General features: G+C 69.7%; 10 protein-coding genes and 1 pseudogene. 7 read left to right on the top strand and 4 right to left on the bottom strand.

The window, feature by feature from the left end; genetic code table 11:
- The first annotated feature begins 690 nt into the window (after positions 1-690).
- Complete coding sequence (locus OHB41_RS05635; protein ID WP_266696834.1) at positions 691-3,489, top strand: PQQ-dependent sugar dehydrogenase; 2,799 nt, start codon at positions 691-693, stop codon at positions 3,487-3,489.
- 17 nt (positions 3,490-3,506) lie between these two features.
- Complete coding sequence (locus OHB41_RS05630; protein WP_266696833.1) at positions 3,507-5,276, top strand: ThuA domain-containing protein; 1,770 nt, start codon at positions 3,507-3,509, stop codon at positions 5,274-5,276.
- A 238-nt stretch (positions 5,277-5,514) separates the two neighbouring features.
- On the opposite strand, the gene OHB41_RS05625 is transcribed toward OHB41_RS05630, so the two are convergent.
- From OHB41_RS05625 to OHB41_RS05615, 3 genes are all read right to left on the bottom strand, one after another.
- Positions 5,515-5,961 (bottom strand): ATP-binding protein, encoded by a 447-nt coding sequence (locus OHB41_RS05625; RefSeq protein ID WP_266696832.1) that lies wholly within the window; start codon positions 5,959-5,961, stop codon positions 5,515-5,517.
- Between the two features lie 227 nt (positions 5,962-6,188).
- A complete protein-coding gene (locus OHB41_RS05620; RefSeq protein ID WP_266696831.1) occupies positions 6,189-6,461 on the bottom strand; it encodes a hypothetical protein in 273 nt (90 codons plus the stop codon).
- 245 nt (positions 6,462-6,706) lie between these two features.
- Positions 6,707-8,227 (bottom strand): alpha/beta hydrolase, encoded by a 1,521-nt coding sequence (locus tag OHB41_RS05615; protein WP_266696830.1) that lies wholly within the window; start codon positions 8,225-8,227, stop codon positions 6,707-6,709.
- Between the two features lie 124 nt (positions 8,228-8,351).
- Here OHB41_RS05615 and OHB41_RS05610 point away from each other — a divergent pair, with 124 nt between their 5' ends.
- The 5 genes and pseudogenes from OHB41_RS05610 to OHB41_RS05590 all read left to right on the top strand — a co-directional run.
- Positions 8,352-9,293, top strand: coding sequence for a helix-turn-helix domain-containing protein (locus tag OHB41_RS05610; RefSeq protein ID WP_266705684.1), 942 nt, complete (start codon positions 8,352-8,354; stop codon positions 9,291-9,293).
- 481 nt (positions 9,294-9,774) lie between these two features.
- Positions 9,775-12,939: a discoidin domain-containing protein gene (locus tag OHB41_RS05605; protein ID WP_266696829.1), complete on the top strand. Its 3,165-nt coding sequence runs from the start codon at positions 9,775-9,777 to the stop codon at positions 12,937-12,939.
- A 595-nt stretch (positions 12,940-13,534) separates the two neighbouring features.
- A complete protein-coding gene (locus OHB41_RS05600; protein WP_266696828.1) occupies positions 13,535-17,095 on the top strand; it encodes a choice-of-anchor D domain-containing protein in 3,561 nt (1,186 codons plus the stop codon).
- 151 nt (positions 17,096-17,246) lie between these two features.
- Positions 17,247-19,220, top strand: a complete 1,974-nt coding sequence (locus OHB41_RS05595) for a discoidin domain-containing protein (protein WP_266696827.1) — start codon at positions 17,247-17,249, stop codon at positions 19,218-19,220.
- Between the two features lie 24 nt (positions 19,221-19,244).
- Positions 19,245-19,565 (top strand): annotated as a pseudogene (locus OHB41_RS05590) (GNAT family N-acetyltransferase); the annotation flags it as partial.
- Between the two features lie 36 nt (positions 19,566-19,601).
- On the opposite strand, the gene OHB41_RS05585 reads toward OHB41_RS05590, so the two are convergent.
- The gene (locus OHB41_RS05585) at positions 19,602-21,425 is read right to left on the bottom strand and encodes an ABC transporter ATP-binding protein (protein WP_266696826.1); all 1,824 of its coding nucleotides are present in this window, start codon (positions 21,423-21,425) and stop codon (positions 19,602-19,604) included.
- Positions 21,426-21,817: the final 392 nt, after the last annotated feature.

The following is a 21,817-nucleotide window of genomic DNA, read 5'->3' as shown; positions in this document are numbered from 1 at the left end:
CTACGGCATCCCACTGTCACGTGCCCTCGCGGGGCCGACCGTCCCTCGCGGGGGCGCGGACGTTCTCGTCGATGACGATCAGCGTCCGCGCGAAGCGTCCCGTGTTCTCCGTATCACCGGCGAGCAGGACACGGAGTGCGGGACCTCGAGTGGAACCTCCGAGTGCACGCTCTTCGGCACGCCGTGAGGAAGCCGACGGATCGCGCAGCGATGCCTGACGACGCGAGCCATTGGTGCCGACCGGGGTGACGACACCCGTGTGCTTGTTTGAATGGTAAACGAACTCGGATCGGTGCCGGGCCGGCAGCTTCGACCGCGGCCCGCAGGGGAGCGGGGCAACCGCCGCGCTCACCTGCGGGCCGTAGGTGGCTGAACGAGGTGTCCGCACCCCTGGCCGGACGTGCCCTTCGGGACGCCTCCCTCATCCGCAGGAACTCGACTTTGTCTCCGATGGGGAAAAAGTCTTGGGAAGTTGTGCTCGGTGGGTTACGGAGATTTACAAAGGTCGCTAACTTCTTTGAAATGAACCGGTCATAGCGCTGCTGTGGCCGGGATGGACGGCGCGACGGCGCGCGCCTGTGCACCGCTTGGCAGTCCGGCGAGGGCTGTCGTCATCCCACCCCACTCTGGGAGACCTCTGTGCGCAAAAAACCGCTCGGACACAGACGTGTCCGTCACTTACTGACCGCCATGGCCTGCGCCGTCGGCTGTCTGCTCCCGATCGCCCCGGCCGCCGCACAGCAGGCGGATCCGGCCGACGGTCCGAAGGCGGCCCCCGTCGAGTACCAGCAGGTCACGCTGGCGAAGGGCGTGGCCGAGACGGGGGAGCCGATGACCCTCGCGGTACTGCCGGACCGCTCGGTCCTGCACACCGCCCGGGACGGCACGATCCGGCTGACGAACGCCGTGGGGACCACCTCGGTCGCGGGCAAGCTGGACGTCTACAGCCATGACGAGGAAGGGCTGCAGGGCGTCGCCGTGGACCCCGGCTTCGCGACCAACCGGTACATCTACCTCTACTACGCGCCCAAGCTCAGCACCCCGGCCGGTGACGCCCCCGCGGACGGCACGGCCGCCGACTTCACCCCGTTCGACGGGGTCAATCGGCTGTCGCGGTTCGTCCTGAGGACCGACGGCACCCTGGACCTCGCCGGCGAGAAGAAGATCCTCGACGTGCCGGCCTCCCGCGGCATCTGCTGCCACGTGGGGGGCGACATCGACTTCGACGCGGCCGGGAACCTGTACCTGTCCACGGGCGACGACACCAACCCGTTCGCCTCGGACAGCTACACCCCGATCGACGAGCGTGCCACCCGCAATCCCGCCTTCGACGCCCAGCGTTCGGCGGGCAACACCAACGACCTGCGGGGCAAGGTTCTGCGGATCAAGGTGAACGCCGACGGATCGTACGCGATCCCGAGCGGCAACCTCTTCGCGCCCGGTACCGCGAAGACCCGCCCCGAGATCTACGCGATGGGCTTCCGCAATCCCTTCCGTATGAGCGTCGACAAGCCCACGGGCACCGTCTACCTCGGCGACTACGGCCCCGACGCCGGCACCGCCAGCCCCACGCGCGGACCCGGCGGGCAGGTGGAGTTCAACCGGATCACCAAGGCCGGCAACTTCGGCTGGCCGTACTGCACCGGTGACAACGACGCCTACATCGACTACGACTTCGCCACCGGTACCTCCGGGTCCGCCTTCAACTGCGCGGCGCCCAAGAACAATTCGCCGCGCAATACCGGACTGACCGACCTGCCTCCCGTCCAGCCCGCCTGGATCCCCTACGACGGCGCGTCCGTCCCGGAGTTCGGCAACGGCTCGGAGTCGCCGATGGGCGGCCCGGTCTACCGGTACGACGCCGCCTCCACCTCCGAGGTGAAGTTCCCACAGGAGTTCGACGGTGACTTCTTCGCCGGGGAGTTCGGCCGCCGCTGGATCAAGCGCATCGAGGCCGGTACCGACGGCGCCGTGCAGTCCATCAATCCGTTCCCCTGGGCCGGCACCCAGGTGATGGACATGGCCTTCGGCCCCGACGGCGCCCTGTACGTCCTCGACTACGGAACCGGCTACTTCAGCGGCGACGAGAACTCCGCCCTGTACCGGATCGAGCACGTCACCGACGGGCTAGCCCCGACCGCGCAGGCGAAGGCCGACGTCACCTCGGGCAGAACGCCCCTGGCCGTCGCGTTCTCCTCCGCCGGCAGCACCGACCCGGACGGTGACGCCCTCAGCCATGCCTGGAACTTCGGCGACGGTGCCACCTCCACCGCCGCCAACCCCTCCCACACCTACACGACCAACGGCCAGTACACGGCCACGCTGAAGGTCACGGACACCACCGGCAAGTCCGCCACGGCCTCCGTGCAGATCACGGTGGGGAACACCGCGCCCACGGTGAAGCTGGACCTGCCCCTGGACGGAAGCATCCACGACTTCGGCGACGCCATCCCGTTCAAGGTGACGGTGACCGACCCCGAGGACGGCACCAGCGATTGCACGAAGGTGAAGGTCACCTTCATCGTCGGACACGACAGCCACGGCCACCCGCAGACCTCGACCACCGGATGCAGCGGCACCCTGCAGACCTTGGCGGACGGCGAGCACGACCCCAACGCCAACATCTTCGGTGTGATCGACGCCGAGTACACCGACAGGGGTGCCGGCGGCCAGCCCGCGCTGACCTCGCACGACCAGCACGTCCTTCAGCCCAGCCACCGGCAGGGCGAGCACTACAAAGCCTCCGCCGGCGTCGATGTCATCTCCCACGGTCCCGCACACGGCGGGAAGACGGTCGGCGACATCGAGAACGGCGACTGGATTTCGTTCCAGCCGTATGCCCTCGGCAACGCGACCCGGTTCACCGCCCGGGTCTCCTCCGCCGGCGCGGGCGGCACCATCGAGGTCCGCACCGGCTCCGCGACCGGCACCCTGCTCGGCACGGCGACCGTGCCGGTGACCGGCGGGTGGGAGACCTTCCAGGACGTGACAGCCGGCCTGAGCAACCAGCCCACCGGCTCCACATCCCTGTACCTCGCCTTCAAGGGCGGCAGCGGCGCGCTCTTCGACCTGGACGAGTTCTCCTTCACCACCTCGGGCGGCAGTGCCCGTTCGGGTGAGGTGAAGGGGGTGAACGGCAAGTGCCTGGACATCGACAACGCCCAGACCGCCGATGGCACCAAGGTGCAGATCTGGACGTGCAACGGATCGGCGGCCCAGAAGTGGACGGTCTCCGGCGACGGCACCTTGCGGGCGTTGGGCAAGTGTCTCGACGTCTCCAGGGGAGCCGCCGCCGACGGGACGAAGATCCAGCTGTGGACCTGCAACGGTTCGGGCGCGCAGAGCTGGGCCGCCCAGTCCGACGGCACGGTCCGCAACCCGCAGTCCGGCAAGTGCCTTGACGCGTCCGGCGGTACGTGGAACGACGGTACCGCGGTCCACCTGTGGACCTGCCACGCCGAGGCCAACCAGAGATGGACCCTGCCATAGGAGGGAGGAGACCGACCATGCGTACTTACCTGAAGGCGGCCCTCGGTCTGTTCGTCGGCGCCACGCTGTGCCTGTCGTCGCAGGCCACGGCGCTGCCCGGCGCGGTGAGCCAGTCAGCCACCGGTTCCGTGACCGCTGAAGCACGGCCGCTCGCGGCGGCCGACCCGGCGTACAGGATTCTCGTCTTCTCCAAGACGGCGGGTTTCCGCCACGACTCGATCGACGACGGCATCGCCGCCCTGCGCGCCCTGGGCACCGCGAACAACTTCACCCTGGACGCGACCGAGGACGCGCAGGCCTTCACCACGGGCAACCTCGCCCAGTACAAGAGCGTCGTCTTCCTGTCGACGACGGGCGACGTGCTGAACGCCGCCCAGCAGACGGCCTTCGAGCAGTACGTCAGGGGTGGCGGCGGGTACGTCGGCATCCACGCCGCCGCCGACACCGAGTACGACTGGCCCTTCTACGAGGGTCTGGCCGGGGCGCTGTTCCACTCGCACCCGGCCATCCAGTCCGCGACCGTGAAGGTGGAGGACCGGGCGCACGACGCCACCGCGCACCTGGGTTCCTCCTGGCAGCGCACGGACGAGTGGTACAACTACCGCACCAACCCGCGCACCACCGCTCACGTCCTGGCCTCGCTCGACGAGTCCAGTTACTCGGGCGGGAACATGTCCGGCGACCACCCGATCGCCTGGTGCAAGGACTACCAAGGCGGGCGGGCCTTCTACACCGGCGGCGGCCACACCGACGAGTCGTACGCCGATCCGGCCTTCCGGCGGCACCTCCTCGGCGGTATCCGCTGGGCGGCCGGCATGACCGACGCGGACTGCCGCCCGGAGACCGGTTACACGCCGCTGTTCGACGGCTCGTCCACCAGCGGCTGGAAGCAGGCCGGTCCGGGGCGGTTCAGCCTCGCGGACGGCACACTCAGCTCCGTGGGCGGGATGGGGCTGTTCTGGTACAGCGCCGAGGAGTTCACCGGTGACTACTCCCTCAAGCTCGACTGGCGGATGGCCGGGGACGACAACTCCGGTGTCTTCATCGGCTTCCCGTCCTCCGACGACCCGTGGTCGGCGGTGAACAACGGCTACGAGATCCAGATCGACTCCACCGACACCGCCGACCGCACCACGGGCGCCGTGTACGGCTTCCAGTCCGCCGACCTGGCCGCGCGGGATTCCGCGCTGAACCCACCGGGTGAGTGGAACACCTACGAACTCCGGGTCACCGGGGAACGGTTGGAGATCTTCCTCAACGGGCGGAAGATCAACGACTTCACCAACACCGATCCCGTACGGAGCCTTCGACAGGGATACATCGGTCTCCAGAACCACGGGGACGGGGACGACGTCTCGTTCCGCAACATCCGCGTCAAGCGGGGCGGCGGGCAGGATCCGGGAACCCGTTCGGGTGAGGTGAAGGGGGTGAACGGCAAGTGCCTGGACATCGACAACGCCCAGACCGCCGATGGCACCAAGGTGCAGATCTGGACGTGCAACGGATCGGCGGCCCAGAAGTGGACGGTCTCCGGCGACGGCACCTTGCGGGCGTTGGGCAAGTGTCTCGATGTCTCCGGGGGAGCCGCCGCCGACGGGACGAAGATCCAGCTGTGGACCTGCAACGGTTCGGGCGCGCAGAGCTGGGCCGCCCAGTCCGACGGCACGGTCCGCAACCCGCAGTCCGGCAAGTGCCTTGACGCGTCCGGCGGTACGTGGAACGACGGTACCGCGGTCCACCTGTGGACCTGCCACGCCGCCGCCAACCAGAGATGGACCCTGCCCTGACCCGAGGCAGAGCGGGGGCTCCCTCCGAGGGGCCCCCGCGAGCCGGGGGAGTCGGCCACGCGGCCCGGGCTGTCTCCCAAGGCCGGTCACCGGCGCAGGCAAGGCTCGGACGCAGTGGCCGTGAGTGACGTGCTCGTTGTCGACAGGTATCGCGGATGACCGCAGCCTGTGAAGCCCGCACCCACCGTCGCACCGCCCGGCTCTCGCACCGGGCGGAACCGGCATTCGCCCAGCTTCCCTATTCGGCCGGGCGGGCCGGCGCGCTCGCCGGGCCCTCCGTCTCCCGGTGGGCGGCGGCAGGGCGGAAGCATGCGGTCACGGTCTTGCCGTGCCGCTGGCACTTCATGCTCCAGTCGTCAGCGAGGGTCCGTACGATGCCCATTCCCCGTCCGGACGTCGCGCCGGTCCCCGGGTCGCGCTGCCGGGGCAGGGTGGGGTCCTCGTCGTGGACGCTCACGTGCAGGCAGTCACCGTCCCAGGTGAGGACGAGATGGGCGTCGCTGTGGGCGTGAACGTGGGCGTTGGTGAGCAGTTCGGACACGCAGAGGACGACCGCGTCAGCCGTGTCGGGTTCTTCGGCGGCCCATGGCAGGGACCTGAGATGGTTGCGTGTCCACTGCCGTCCGGCCCGCACGCCTCCCGACACCGCGAACGAGTGCGCCCAGCCCATGGCTTTGACTGCCACTGTGTCTTCACTTCCCTTGCCGTCGTCCGCTTGGATGCGTGCAGGAACCGGGTACCCCGGGCTCGTGCGGGCAGGCCCTCCGATCGTGCCGACCGGTCGTCCTCCACACGGACGACCCCTGCATTCGGCCGGACCTCGGCACCGCGCCCACGCGGCCCCCGAGCGGGGCGGCGTGGGCGCGGTGACCTGGAGCCGTGAGGCAGTGGATGCCTGATGTGCGGGCTGGGTCAGCCGACGTGCCAGAAGACACTGCCGCCGTTGTTCGCGGCGACGACGAACATCACGACCATGAGCACGAGGTCGGCCACACCCAGGCCGATGTCCCACTTGGGCATCGCGCTCGCGGTCTGACGCAGTGCGACGGCACCGAAAACGATCGCCAGCGGTCCCAGGACGATCGGCAGGATGAACAGGCCGACGATGCCGCAGACCAGTCCCGCGACCGCCAGACCGCTGGTCCGGCTCGTCCGCTGCGCACCGCTTCCGCTGTAGCTCGTCATAACTTTTCTCCCGAAATGTCGCCGTACGTTACCTGTGGCCCTTTCAGCCTCTTTCGGGTTACCCGCCATCGACAGGTCATGCCTGTCCGTCGTCACCAAGCTCCCTCACACCGCGCACAGTTGGGGTGAGGTCTGGACGTCGGGAGGGGTAAGTGCGGCGGCTGGTCGGGGCCGGCCGGTCGCAGCGACCGGCGGAGTCCGCCGCACGGGTCGGGGACGATTCAGCGGATGCGCACCGTACGGCGTCAGGAGGTCAGGCGGGCCACCACCGAGCGCATCGCGTGGCGCAGGGCGAGGCGCGTCTCCTCGGTGGGGTCGAGGGTCTCGAAGCCGTGGTGGCCGTCCGGTACGTCGACCAGTTCCAGGTGTGCCCCGCAGTTCTTGGCTGCGGTCACGAACGCCTCCACGGTGGCGGCGATCTCGGGTGTCTCACGCCCCGCGCGCAGCAGGACGATGGGGAGGGCGCCCGCTTGCGTGACCGCCCGGACCGGGTGGAACCGGCTGCCGGTCAGCCCCCAGTTGGGCGGTGGCGCCAGGATCGGGTAGGAGGCGGCCAGGCAGCGCAGCCAGGCAGGGGGGTGCCTCAGCCAGTCCGCGGTGAGCGGTCCGCCGCCGGAGAAGAACCACAGGGCGATCCGGTCGGCGTCCACCCGGGGATCGGCCCGCACCAGTTCCAGGGCGGCGGTGACGTCCGCGGCGGCGCGTTCGAAGTCGCCGACATCGTGCAGCCGGTGGTCGAGGGTCACGCCGATCACGCCCTCGGCGGCCGCGAGGCGGGCGTATCCCACCAGGGTCGGCCAGTCGCGCGGGGTCGGCGTGGCCCCGGACGGCACAGGGCCGCCGTGCACGAAGACGACGGCCGGTCGCGGGCCCTCGGCGTCCGGGACGTACAGGTCGACATGTTCCCTGCGGTCACGGGGCAGTTCGGGCATCTCCAGCGGGAACGGCCGCAGGTGGGCGGGAGTTGCAGAGGCGTCGAACGGTCGCAGGTGGCGCCCCTCCCCGGCCGCGGCCCGCAGCAGGACGTCCGCCAGTGCGGCGGGGCAGGACAACATCGGCCAGTGGCCGGTGGGCAGTTCGAAGAAGGTGACCTGGGGGTCGGTGAGGGCCGCCATCGCCGGGTCGCCGAGATCGACGCGCTGTTGCAACACGTCGACGCCGACACCGTTACGGGTGCACAGCACCCCGGTGGTGGAAACCGCGGCCAGCGCCCCCGTCAGTCGCAGCGGCTGGAGCAAGGTGCCCAGCGGCTGCGGCGCGGCAAGGGCCGTGAGCCGCTCCAGTGCCGCGGCCGAGAGGCCGGCCGTACTGCCCCAGCGTTGCCACTCGTCTCTCGACGGCGGGGCCAACTCGCCCTCGACCTCGCCGCGTTGAGCCCGGTCGGTCAGCTCCGCACGGAGGATCTGGTCCGGTACGGCGGCCAGGGCCGGGACTCCGTCCTGCGGCATTCCGCAGTCCAGGTACACGACGCGGGCGACATGCTGAGGCCGCCGGTCGGCGGCACCGAGCACCGGATGGATGCCGTAGTCGTGGCCGACGAGCACGATCTCCCGTCCGGACACCACGCCCACCGCGTCGATCACCGCGATCACGTCCGCGATGTGCGTCTCCAGACCGACGCGGGCCGACGCGGCGGGCCGGCCCGCGTCGACTCCGGTGAGCGGGACCGCGTGCACCTCGCCGCCCGCCGCCGACAGCCGCGCGGCTGTCTCCTGCCAGACACCGGCGCCGGTGAACACGCCCGCCACCATGATGAACACGGCCATGACTGTCTCCTTGAGTCGCCACCTGACGTCACGCCGTTCGCGTACGCCGAGGTCCGCGAACCCGGACGTAGGCCCGGGCCGCGCAACGCCGGTACCGTAGGAACTCCCCCAGAGGGAGGTTCAACTGTCGTCGCACGAGGTTGTCTGGAGCATCGGTGAGCTCGCCGAACGTGCGGGCGTCACCGTGAAGACCGTCCGCTTCTACTCCGACCGTGGTCTGCTGCCCGAGGCTTCCCGTAGCGGAGGCGGGCACCGCCGCTACGGCCCTTCGGCGCTGGAGCGGCTGCGACTGATCCGCTCCCTGCGGACCCTCGGTCTGCCCCTGCCAGAGGTACGCCGGGTCATCGAGGACGACGGCGCGGCGGGTCGGGTGCTGGAGGACGCCGTCGCGGGTCGTCTGCGTGAACTGGGCAGTGAGGTGCGGGCGTTGCGCTGGCGGGAGGCGGCGTTGCGGCTGGTGCGGGAGTGCCCGCCCGTCGAGCGGGCGGACCGGCTGCGCCTGGTCGGCGCGGTGAATGTCCCGCCGAGCACGGCGCCACTGGCCCGGTTCTGGCGAGCCTGGCTGCCGCCGCGGATGCCGGCCCGGGCGACGTCGGCGTTCCTGGAGTTGGCCGTTCCGCAGCCGCCCGACGAGCCGGACCCGGCGCAGGTGCTCGCCTTCGCCCGGCTGCATGCGATGACGACGGCTCCCTGCCCGGGTGGCCGACAGCCCCAGCCGGAGGTGCACCGCGTGGCCGGGGGTCACGGGGCGGCCGCGCTGTACGCGGGTCTCGCCGAGGCGTACGAGCTCGCGGGCCCCCAGGTGCGGCGGGCACGGGATCCGTACCCGGGTGAGGCACTGGACGCCTACGTGGCCGCCTACGCGAGTGCGTACGACAGCCGCGACAGCCGCGGGTTCCGCCGGCTGCTGGCCGCCCGGCTCGCCGCTGAGCCGCGCCTGGACCGGTACTGGGAGTTGACGGCCGTGGTGCTCACGCCGCCGGGCGGCAGGCCGGAACCGACACCGGGCTCCGCGGACGACTGGCTGTGCGCGGCACTGGAGCGGGACAACGCCGCGGCCGCGTAGATCACGAGGAAGCAAGGAGAGTTGAAGGTCGCCGCGCCGCCGCCGTCGGTCAGATCCAGCGACATCACGGCCTCGCCCAGGGTGAAGACGCTGGGGTGAGCGGGCGGACGGTCGAGATTGGGCGGCCAAGGCCGCGACCTGGGCTGTTCACGGCGGTCGATCACCGGTGGCAGCAGTACGAAGGCGAGCACCTCGACACGGCGAGGTAGGGCAACCGCGACAGCACGATCCGCCGGCCCGACACGGCCACCGCGCGAGCATCGGCCGTTCGCGATCTTCTGCGAGTGCGGACCGTGGTCGGGATTTCCGTTCCTGCGAGGTGCCGAGTCCGTGTCACCTGACATCGCTATTTTGCGAATATTCACAAGTAACTTGCATTGGCTTGCAGAATGCATTCTTTGCTTTGTCGGAATCTAGCGGGATGGATGCGGGCTCTGTACGGTCGGGGCGCCGGTTTCCCGAACTCCTGAAGGAGCATCACATGCTGACGATCCCCAGACCCCGGCGCGGCATCAGCCGCGCCGGGGGCCGACTGGCGGTGGCCGCCGTCGCCGCGGTCGGCGCGATGTGCGTGTCCGTCTTACCGGCCGCCGCCACACAGGAGGCGCCCCCGTCCAAGGCGCTCCGGGCCGGGCCGACGGCCCACACTCACCGGCAGACACAGGCGGCAGCGGGCGCGGCGGTGGGTGCGACGACGCCGTTCTCGGTCTACGAGGCCGAGGAGGGAACGCCGGGCGGGGGCGCGGCCGTGCGGTCGCTGACCTCGGCGCCGACGACGCAGTACTCGAGCGCCGCCTTGGAGGCTTCGGGCCATTCCTATGTCCACCTGGGCGGCACGGGCCAGTCGGTGCAGTGGACGAACACCACCGGGCAGCCGATCTCCTTCGTCAACGTCCGCGCGAGTATCCCGGATTCGGCATCCGGCGGTGGAGTGACCGGAACGCTGAACCTGTACGTCAACGGGGTGTTCCGGCAGGCGCTGAACCTCAACTCGCGGCAGACCTGGGTGTACGAGGGAAACGGCAACTACAACACGAGCGACAACCAGAACCCGTCCGACGGCGACCCGAGGGTCTTCTGGGACGAGTCGCACACCTTCGTCACCGGGGCCCCGATTCCGGCGGGCGCCACGTTCTCGCTGCGGAAGGACTCCGACAACAGCGCGTCCTTCTACGACGTGGATTCCGTCGACGTGGAGAACCCGCCGGCGCCGCTGACGCAGCCGGCGGACTCGATCTCGATCACGAGTTGCGGTGCGGTGGCGGACGACAGTCCGACCAATGGCGCGGCCGACAGCCACTCGGTGGACAGCCGGGCCGCCATCCAGAACTGCATCGACCAGGCCCGGTCGCAGGGCAGGACCCTGTGGATCCCGCAGGGCACCTTCTACGTGAAGGGCACGGCGGGACTGAACGCACAGGGGATCACCATCGCGGGTGCGGGCATGTGGTACAGCACGATCTACCGTGACGTCCCGGTCCCCAACAGCACACCGCTGCCCGCACTGTTCAACCTGACCTCCTGCACCGTGCGGAACTTCCACATCGACGCCAACGCCGTCAGCCGGAGCACCGTCGGCGGGGACGGCGGCGCGATGGACACCACCGGCACCGACTGGCTGGCCGACGGCATCTGGACCCAGCACACCATGTCGGGCTTCTGGGCCTCCGGCACCGGTGGGAAGGTGCAGAACAGCAGGCTGACGTCGATCTGGGCGGACGGGATCAACGTAAACAACGTGTCGCTGGGCGCGGACACCGGGAACAACCTGACGGTCACCGACAACTTCGTCCGCGGGACCGGGGACGACGCGATCGCCATCAACTCGGTGAACTACAACACCGACAGCGACGGTTCCAAGACCTACTACAACCCGATGACCAATGTCACCGTCAGCGACAACACCTCGATCGCCCCGTGGGGCGGCAAGGGGGTCGGGATCTACGGGGGCAGCGGCCACCAGGTCAAGGACAACTACATCAGCGACACGGCCCGTTACATCGGTCTCGGAGCAGGGCGCTTCGGTGTCAACGGCAGCGACCTGCTGTCCGCGACCGTGACGGGCAACACCGTGGTCCGTTCCGGCGGCAACGCCTACAGCCAGGGCCAGCCCGCCCTGCACATCGGCAACGGCGGCGACGGACAGAACACCGGGATCGTCGACCAGGTCACGGTGACCGGGAACACCGTCACCGGCTCCCTCTACGACGGGATCGGCTTCTCCACCTCGACCAACACCCTGCTGCGGGACAACACGGTCCGCAATCCCGGCCGCAACGGCATCGCGATCTCGCCGCCGTTCTACCCCGCGCCCACCGGTTCCGCGACGATAACCGGCAACAGGGTCACCGGGCTCGGGTCCGGCGCCGCGGCCTTCGTCAACAACTCCAGCGGGTTCGTCGCGACGCTGAGCGACAACGACTGGCCGCCGGCCGCCCCCGAAGGCCCCTACGGCGGCACTCCGGCCGCCGTGCCCGGCACGGTGCAGGCGGAGAACTACGACACGGGCGGCCAGGGGCTGGCCTACAACGTCACCTCCGTCAACGGCAACGCGAACGCCTACCGCGCCGACGGGGTGGACCTGGACAACACCGCGGATACCGGCGGCGGTTACAACCTGGGCTGGACCAGCGGCGGACAGTGGTTCCGCTACACCGTGGACGTCGCCACGGCCGGCACCTACACCCTCGGCCTCCGGGTCGCGGCTCCGTCCGCGGTGGCCGGCGCGCTGCACCTGTCGGACGCCGCAGGCACCGACCTCACCGGAGCCGTCGACCTGCCCGCCACCGGCGACTGGCAGACCTGGGGCACCGTGACCACACATGTGGTCCTGCCCGCAGGCCGGCAGACCCTGACCCTCCACCAGGACAGCGGAGGCTGGAACATCAACCACCTCGGCTTCGCCGCGGGGAGCGGCTCGCCGTCGGCCAAGCTGACCACGTCTCCCGGCTCACTGACCTTCGCCGACCAGGCGGTGAACACGACCAGCGCCGCACAGACCGTCACGGTCACCAACACCGGCTCCGCCACCGCCTCGATCACGGGGGTGACCGCCGGCGGTGACTTCGCCCAGAGCAACACCTGCGGCACCTCCCTGGCCGCCGGAGCCGACTGCACGGTCTCCGTCACCTTCGAACCCACCGCCTCCGGCACCCGCACCGGCACCCTCACCCTGACCGGAAACCAGTCCGGCAACCCCACCACCGTGGCCCTGTCGGGCACCGGCAGCACCCAGACCGACCTCGCCGCCGGCAAGCCCACCAGCGCGTCCAGTCACACCGACGTGTACGCGTCGTCGAACGTGACGGACGGCAACCAGGGCTCCTACTGGGAGAGCGCCAACAACGCGTTTCCACAGTGGGTCCAGGTCGACCTGGGCTCCGCCCGGAGCGCCTCCCGCGTGGTCCTGCGGCTGCCCGCCGGCTGGGGTGCCCGCTCCGAGACCCTGACCCTCGGCGGCAGCACCGACGGCACCACCTTCACCACCCTGAAATCCTCGGCCGCCCACACCTTCGACCCGAGCAACGGCAACACCGTCACGCTCACCTTCCCCGCCGCCACCCAGCGTTACTTCCGTGTCACCGTCACCGCCAACAGCGGCTGGCCCGCCGGCCAGGTGTCCGAGTTCCAGATCTGGAACTCCTGACCCCGCCCTCCGACGGTGCCGCCGGACTTCCCCGTCCGGCGGCACCGCCGACCCGCTCGGGCCACCGGAGGGCGGAGCAGCGCGACCGCCCGTCCGGCCGGATGATCGCCGACGGCACGAGAGCACCGCCGGCGTCCGCGCGCGAGCCCCGCACCCTCCGCACTCCGGCGCCGATCCACTGGAACGGACCGGACGAACCGGGGTGTCCCGCACGGCTTGTCCGGGCGGGACCTGGAGCGCGCCCGTTCCCTCGCCCCGCCACCCTCTGGGCAGCCGGGTACCTGCCGCAGCCCCGAGGTCTCGCATTAGATCTTGCGGGCTGCATTTTTTATATTGCAAAGTCCTGTCCAGTTATTGCGCGTTCATGTCACGGATATTACGGTCCCCCTTGCGTCGTCACCGCCCCCTCTCAGCTCCCCCCGTCCCCCGTCTCCCCTTGAGTCGCTTCGCCGATCACAGTCCATGGGTCAGGCGAGGTGGTCCGGCTCCGCGCCGGTCTGCGCGATTGCTTGAGTTCTCACTTGTTTCCCGTACCTCCCTCTCCGGCGGCGCCTGCGGAACAGTTCCGGCATTTCGTGATGAAAGGAGTGGTCCAGTGTTCCATTCCATCCGAGATCTGAGACGAGCGCTCGTCTGGGCGGTCAGCACCGCGATGGTGGCTGCCGTCGGCGTCCTGGTTCTGGCTGTCCAACCTGCCTGGGCGGCGGCCGCCGCCACGGGCGGCAGCGGCGCGAGCCTGCCGTACGTCGAGGTGCAGGCGGAGAACTCCGCCACCAACGGCACACCCATCGGCCCGAGTTACACCCAGGGTCAGCTGGCCGACGAGGCGTCGTACCGCAAGGCGACGACGCTCCAGGGCACCGGCAAGTACGTCACGTTCACCACGCCGGTGGCGACCAACTCGATCAACTTCCGGTACAGCATCCCCGATACCTCGAACGGCTCGGTCTACACCGCCTCGTTGTCTCTGTACGTCAACGGCGTCAAGCAGCCCGACCTCACCCTGACCAACGCCTACAGCTGGTACTACGGCAGCTACCCCTTCACCAACTCGCCGGGCAGCAACCCGCATCACTTCTACGACGAGGCCCACCGCCTGTTCTCCACCACCTATCCGGCGGGAACGACCTTCAAGCTGCAGGTCGATTCGGGTGACACCGCCTCCTCGTACACGATCGACTTCGCCGACTTCGAGCAGGTCGGCGCCGCCCTGACCGCACCCTCGGGGTCGGTGTCGGTGACCAGCAAGGGCGCCGACACGACCGGTGCGAACGACGCGACCAGCGCGTTCAACGCCGCGATCAGTGCCGCCGGACCCGGCGGCACCGTGTGGATCCCGCCGGGCACCTACAACATTCCCGGCCATATCAGCGTCAACAACGTCACGATCGCCGGCGCCGGCATGTGGTACTCGACCGTCACCGGCACGGCACCCGGTTTCTACGGCAACTCCGCGCCTTCCGCGAGCACCGGCGTGCGCCTGCAGAACTTCGCGATCTTCGGCAATGTGCAGGAACGCGACGACAGTGCCCAGGTCAACGGCATCGGTGGCGCGATGAGCGACTCGACGGTCTCCAGCGTGTGGATCGACCACATGAAGGTCGGCGCCTGGATGGACGGGCCGATGGACGGGCTGACGTTCACCGGCATGCGCATCCGTGACACCACCGCGGACGGCATCAACTTCCACGGCGCGGTCACCAACTCGAAGGTGACCAACAGCGACATCCGCAACACCGGTGACGACGGCATCGCCACCTGGGCGGACTCCGGTATCGGTGCCGACGCCCACGACACGATCTCCGACAACACCGTGTCCCTGCAGATACTCGCCAACGCCATCGCGATCTACGGCGGCCACGACAACACCGTCAGCGGCAACCGGGTGGTGGACACCGGCCTCGCCCAGGGTGGTGGCATCCACGTGGGGCAGCGCTTCACCTCGACGCCGGTCGGCACCACCACGATCTCCGACAACACCATGATCCGGGCCGGCAGTCTCGACCCGAACTGGCAGTTCGGCGTGGGCGCACTGTGGTTCGACGGCAGCCAGGGCGCGATCACCGGCCCGGTCAACGTGACCAACGCGCTGATCCAACAGAGCCCGTACGAAGCCGTCCAGTGGGTCGAGGGCACCATCAGCGGGGTCAACCTCAACAACGTGACCATCGCCGGAACCGGCACCTTCGCGCTGCAGGAGCAGACCGGCGGCGCCGCCAAGTTCACCAACGTCACGGCCACCGGCGTCGGTTACTCGTCCCCGGTGTACAACTGCTCGGGCGGGAACTTCGCCGTCACCGACGGCGGCGGCAACTCCGGCATCAGCGGCACGCCGTACTGCGGCGGCTGGCCGGCTCCGGTCTACCCGCCCTACCCGTCCGAAGGCGTGACGGCCACCCCCGGCGCGCTGAACTTCGGTTCGGTCGCGACCGGTTCGACGAGTGCCGCGCAGACCGTGACGGTCTCCAACCCGACCGGCACCGCCGCGTCCGTCTCGTCGATCTCCGCCGGCGGCGACTACTCCCAGACCAACACGTGCGGCTCGTCGATCGCGGCGAACGGCTCGTGCACCGTCAGCGTGAAGTTCGCGCCGACGGCGACCGGCAGCCGGAGCGGATCCCTGACCGTCAACGCGGGCGGGACCACCAACACGGTGAGCCTGTCCGGTACCGGCACCGCGCCGGGCCCGGTTCTGAACACCGACCCGGCGAGCCTGTCCTTCGACGGCACGGTGGTCGGCTCGTCGGCCGCCGCGCAGAAGGTGACGGTGACCAACTCGGGCACCGCGTCGGCGAACATCTCGGGCGTCGCGGCGACCGGTGACTTCAGCCAGACCAACAACTGCTCCACCCTCGCCGTCGGCGCGTCCTGCACGGTGAGCGTCGGGTTCAAGCCCACCACGGGCGGATCGCGCACCGGCAACCTCACGGTCACCAGCAACGCCAACAACAGCCCGACCACCGTCTCCCTGTCCGGCAGCGGCATCGACAGCGGCACCGACATCGCCGCCGGTCGGCCCGCGACGGCGAGTTCGAGCAGCAGTCCGTACGTCCCCTCGAACCTCACCGACCCGGACGCGTCGACGTACTGGGAGGGCACGAACGGCTCGTTCCCGCAATGGGCCCAGGTCGACCTCGGCCAGAACTTCAGCATCGGCAAGGTCGTGCTGAAGCTCCCGCCGGCGACGGCATGGTCGGCTCGCACACAGACCCTGTCGGTGCAGGGATCCACGGACGGATCCAGCTTCTCGACGATCAAGGCCTCGGCCGGGTACACCTTCGACCCGAACACCAACAACAACACGGCGACGATCACCTTCAACTCCGCCACCGCGAGATACGTGCGGGTGAACATCTCCGCCAACACGGGCTGGAACGCGGCCCAGTTGTCGGCTCTCCAGGTGTTCCCCAGCAGTGGCGGCTCCTCGCCGGCGACCCTCTCGGCCGACCCGACGTCGCTGTCCTTCCCCACCCAGGCCCTCAACACCGCCAGCAGCGCACGGACGGTGACGGTGACCAACACCGGTACCGCGGCCGCGACCGTCTCCGGCATCACCGTCACGGGAGACTTCTCGCAGACGAACACCTGCGGGACATCGATCGCGGCCGGCGCCTCCTGCACGGTGGCCGTCACGTTCAGGCCCACCGCGTCCGGCACCCGCACCGGCGACCTCGGCATCGCCAGCAACGCGTCGAACGGCACGACCACGGTCGCGCTGACCGGCACCGGGGCCGGCGCGGCAAACCAGAACCTGGCGGCCGGGAAGCCCACCACCGAGTCCGGCCACACCGACGTGTACGCGTCGTCGAACGTGACGGACGGCAACCAGGGCAGCTACTGGGAGAGCACCAACAACGCCTTCCCCCAGTGGGTGCAGGTGGATCTCGGCTCCGCGCAGAGCGCCGGCCGAGTCGTCCTCCAGCTCCCGGCCGGCTGGGGCGCCCGTAACCAGACGCTGTCCCTGTCGGGCAGCACCGACGGGTCCGCCTTCACCACCGTCAAGTCGTCGGCCACGTACACCTTCGACCCCGCCACCAACAACACGGTCACCATCACGTTCGCGGCGACCACCCAGCGCTACTTCCGGGTGAACCTCACCGCGAACACCGGCTGGCCGGCCGGCCAGATCTCCGAGTTCCAGGTCTGGAACACCTGATCCGACCGTGGGTGCCGCCGGGCGCGCTCGCGCCCGGCGGCACCCACCCGAGCCGGCGGCCCCGGCCCCCACAGGGCCACGGCCGGCGCCGGTCACCCGAGTCCGCACGCCCGTGGTCGACGGAAGTCGACAGCCGACCTGAGGAGTCCAGATGGGTGTCACACGCAGGGTCTTCCTGCAGGCCGCGATCGCGGCCACCACGGTGGGAACGATGGGAGTGGCCGAGACCGTACTCGCCGAACCCGCGTCGGCGGCCGGTTCGCCGGGCGACGTGGTCGGCAAGATCAGCGTCGGCTACCAGGGCTGGTTCGCGTGCATCGGCGACGGCGCACCCATCAACGGCTGGTGGCACTGGACCCAGAACTGGGGCCAGTCGCCGTCCCCGTCCAACACCGGCATCAAGTGCTGGCCCGACATGCGCGACTACACGAGGACGTACCAGACGTCGTACGCCGCCTTCGGCAACGGCCGGCCCGCCACGCTGTTCTCCTCGTACGACCAGCAGACGGTGAACACGCACTTCCTGTGGATGCAGCAGAACAGCATCGACACCGCGGCTCTGCAGCGCTTCAACCCCACCGGCGGCGAGGGCCCCACCCGCGACGCCATGGCGACCAAGGTGCGCAGCGCCGCCGAGTCGTACGGCCGGAAGTTCTACATCATGTACGACGTCACCGACTGGACGAACATGCAGTCGGAGACCAAGACGGACTGGACGAACAAGATGTCCGCGCACACCGCGTCCTCGGCCTACGCGAAGCAGAACGGCAAGCCGGTCGTCTGCATCTGGGGCTTCGGCTTCGACGACGGTGACCACCCCTTCACCGCCGACGCCTGCCTCGACGTCATCAACTGGTTCAAGGGCCAGGGGTGTTACGTCATCGGCGGCGTCCCGCGCGAGTGGCGGACCGGCACCGGGGGCTCACGGGCCGGATACCTGGGTGTCTACCACGCCTTCAACATGATCTCGCCGTGGATGGTCGGCGCGATCGGCAATGTGAACGAGGCCGACAACGCCTACAACACCTACACCGTCGGCGACCAGGCCGACTGCAACGCCAACGGCATCGACTACCAGCCGTGCGTCCTGCCGGGCGACCTGTCCGGACGCCAGCGTGCGCACGGCGACTTCATGTGGCGGCAGTTCTACAACGTGGTCCGGGCCGGGGCGCAGGGCATCTACATCTCGATGTTCGACGAGTACAACGAGGGCAACCAGATCGCCAAGACCGCCGAGACCCAAGCCTGGGTGCCCACCAACTCCGGGTTCCTCGCCCTCGACGAGGACGGCACCGCCTGCTCCGCCGACTACTACCTGCGCCTGACCGGCGACGGCGGCCGCATGCTCAAGGGCCAGATTGCGCTGACCCCCACCCGCCCCACCCAGCCGACCGTCCCCACGGGCGGTGACACCACACCGCCCGCCGCGCCGAGCGGGCTGACCGCCGGCGGGCACACCAGCAACTCCGTCTCGCTGACCTGGAACGCCTCGACCGACAACGTCGGTGTCACCGGCTACCGGGTCCTTCAGGTGTCCGGTTCGACCAGCACCCAGGTGGGCACCACCGGCGCGACCTCGTTCACGGTGACCGGACTCGGCGCGGCCACCGCCTACACCTTCGACGTCGTCGCCCTCGACGCGGCGGGAAACGTGTCGCAGCCCTCCAACCAGGTCACCGTCATCACCGACGCCCCCTCCGGCGATGTCGACCTCGCCCTCCACCGCCCCACCACGGAGAGCGGTCACACCCAGACGTACGGCTCGGGCAACGCGACCGACGGCGACGCCAACACCTACTGGGAGTCCGTCAACAACGCCTTCCCGCAATGGGTCCAGGTCGACCTGGGCGCCTCCACCGGCGTCAAACGGATCGTCCTTCGGCTTCCCCCGGCGACCGCCTGGGGCACCCGCACCCAGACCATCTCGGTCCAGGGCAGCACGGACGGCGGCACCTTCGCCCAGCTTCTCGCCTCGGCTGCCCACACCTTCGACCCGGCGACCGGCAACACCGCGACCCTCACGCTCCCCTCCACCGTCACCACCCGCTACGTACGACTCACCTTCACCGCCAACAGCGGCTGGCCGGCCGGGCAGGTCTCGGAGTTCCAGGTCTTCGGCGCCTGAGGAACAGAGGGCCGATCCCGGCGAGCGATGATCGGCACCGGCGAGCTCAACCGGCGCGACGCGGAGCATCGGAGTCAAGTCCGTCCGGATGCCGGGGAGGCCCGGCTCGGCTACCTGTTCCTGCCGGAGGCAGGGGGACGTGGGTACGCCGCGGAGGCGTGCGCGGCGGCACTCGGCTGGTTCGCCGACGCGCTTCCCGGCGAGCCGGTGACCCTCTGCACCCGGACCGCCGACGACCGATCGATGCGCCTCGCGGCGAAGCCGGGGTTCACCGAGGTGGAACGGTTCGAGGAGTGGGGCGCCGAGCAGTGGTTCGGTGTGTGGTCCTCGGTCACGCCGTCCGGTCGAGTTCGTGCTCGACAGAGCCGAGGGCGCTTTCGGTCATCCGGACCACCCGGCACTCCGGGCCGGGCTGTCGTCGAGGAAGCCGCCGGACTGGTGCTGCCACAGCTTCGCGTAGGCGCCGTCCGTGGCGAGCAGTTCGTGGTGGGTGCCCTGTTCGACGATCCGTCCACGGTCGATGACGACGAGCCTGTCCATCTTGGCGACCGTACTCAGCCGGTGCGCCACCACGAGCGCCGTTCTGCCGTCCATCAGCCGCCACAGGGCCTCCTGGACGAGGTGTTCGCTCTCCGAGTCCAGGGCGCTGGTCGCCTCGTCGAGCAGCAGGATCGGCGCGTCACGCAGGATCGCGCGGGCGAGGGCGACCCGCTGGCGCTGTCCGCCGGACAGCTTGACGCCGCGCTCGCCGACGATGGTGTCGAAGCCGTCCGGCAGCGCGTCGCTGAACTCGGTGACGTGTGCCGCCTCGGCCGCGCGCCGGATCTCGGTGTCGGTGGCGTCCGGCCGGGCGAAGGCGATGTTGTCCCGCAGTGTGCGGTGGAACATGGCGGGATCCTGCGGCACATAGGCGATGGCGCCGCGCAGGTCGGCCTGGCGGAGTCTGCTGATGTCCTGCCCGCCGATGAGGATGCGGCCGGCGTCGACGTCCGTCATCCGCAGCAACAGACGGGTGAGCGTGGTCTTGCCGCCGCCGGACCGGCCGACGAGTCCGATCTTCGATCCGTTGGCCACCGCCAGATCGAGTCCCTCGAAGAGGGGGCGCGCGCCCGCGTGGGCGAAGCAGACCCGTTCGAAGCGGACGTCAGCGGCATGGGAGCTGAGGCGTTCGGGCGAGGGCGGGTCGAGTACGGTCGGCGAGGTGAGCAGCAGTTCGGTGAACTGCGCGGCCTCGGTCATCGAACTCTCCAGGCGCCGGTAGATCTGATTGAACTCGAACATGATCCGCGTGGCGTTGCTGTAGTAGGTGAAGGCGACCACGACGGCCTCCACGCCGAGTTCGCCTCCGCCCAGTGCCACGGCCAGCAGCAGGCCCAGGACGTTGGTCAGCACGGACATCGGCGCGACCAGGGTGTCGATGCGCAGGTTGCCGTAGTCCCACGATCTCAGGGTGAGGCGCCGTGACTCCGCGACGCGGGACCGGTGCTCGGCGGCCTCCCGCTCCTCGGCGGCGAACGCCCTGACCGTGTCCATGTTCATCAGACTGTCGGAGACGTGGCCCGACACCCGCGCGATCGCCTCCTCGCGCCGGCGGACGAGCGCTTGACGGCGACGGATCAGGGGGACGACGCACACCGCGGTCAGGGCGATCATCGTGAGGAGCCCCACGACGAGAAGGGGTGCGTAGCGCCACAGCACCACGGCGCCGAACGCGAGCGGGACGAACCGTCCCACGACCGAGAAGGTCAGTGTGTCGACGAACTCCTCGAAGCGCGAGGCGAAGCTCAGGGCCCGCTTGGTCAGCGATCCGGCGAAGTTGTCGTGGAAGAAGGCGGCGTCCTTGGCGAACAGTTCGTCCAGGCCGATCACGTACAGGTGCTCGATGCCGCGGGCGTCGAGCCGGTTGAGACAGTGCAGCCCGATGCGCCAGAGCGCCTCCGAGAACAGCAGGACGCCGGCGAAGGCGAGGACGTACGGAAGCGTGGAGCCGACGGTGGTCGCGGGGTGGTCGGCGATCCGGCCGACGAGTTTGGCGACGATGAGGGGAGCGACGTAGCTGATACCGATGTTGCCGACGGCGGGGAGCAGCAGCGCGGGCGCCGTCAGCCGGCGCCGCCGGGTCAGTTCGCGGGTGTAGTAGCGCAGTGCGAGAACCACCGGGCCCTTGCCCGGCGGGGACTTGCGTGGTGATGCCGGCGATCCCATGCCACCCCCGTGGTGTCGTACGACATCCCCTCTGACCGCCGGGGCCGCGGCGGCGGGGCACTGTCGCGTCGTCGGACGGTCGTACGGAGCTTCGGTGCGCGGGGGGACGACGCCCCCTGGCGTGCCGTGCGCCCGTGACGGGCGGCGGACCGCACTCGATGACTGCAGGTGATCGCGTTCGCACGTTCCGCCACGGACGGCAGTGTCCCGCGCGGACGCCCGCCCGGTCCAAGCATTTCTCGGCCGATTCGACAGCCCGCGCCACTCGACCCGACTCCCCGGCACGGACAACCCTGCCGACTCGGCCGGGGAACCCCGTCCCCCGCTTCCCCGGAAGCGGTACGGAAGGACGGTGCGTCCTTGACGGATGCGTGTCTTTCTTCGATGGTCGG

This window comes from Streptomyces sp. NBC_01571 (assembly GCF_026339875.1).
In the GTDB taxonomy this organism is placed as follows: domain Bacteria; phylum Actinomycetota; class Actinomycetes; order Streptomycetales; family Streptomycetaceae; genus Streptomyces.
This window is presented reverse-complemented; position numbering and strand designations above follow the sequence as displayed.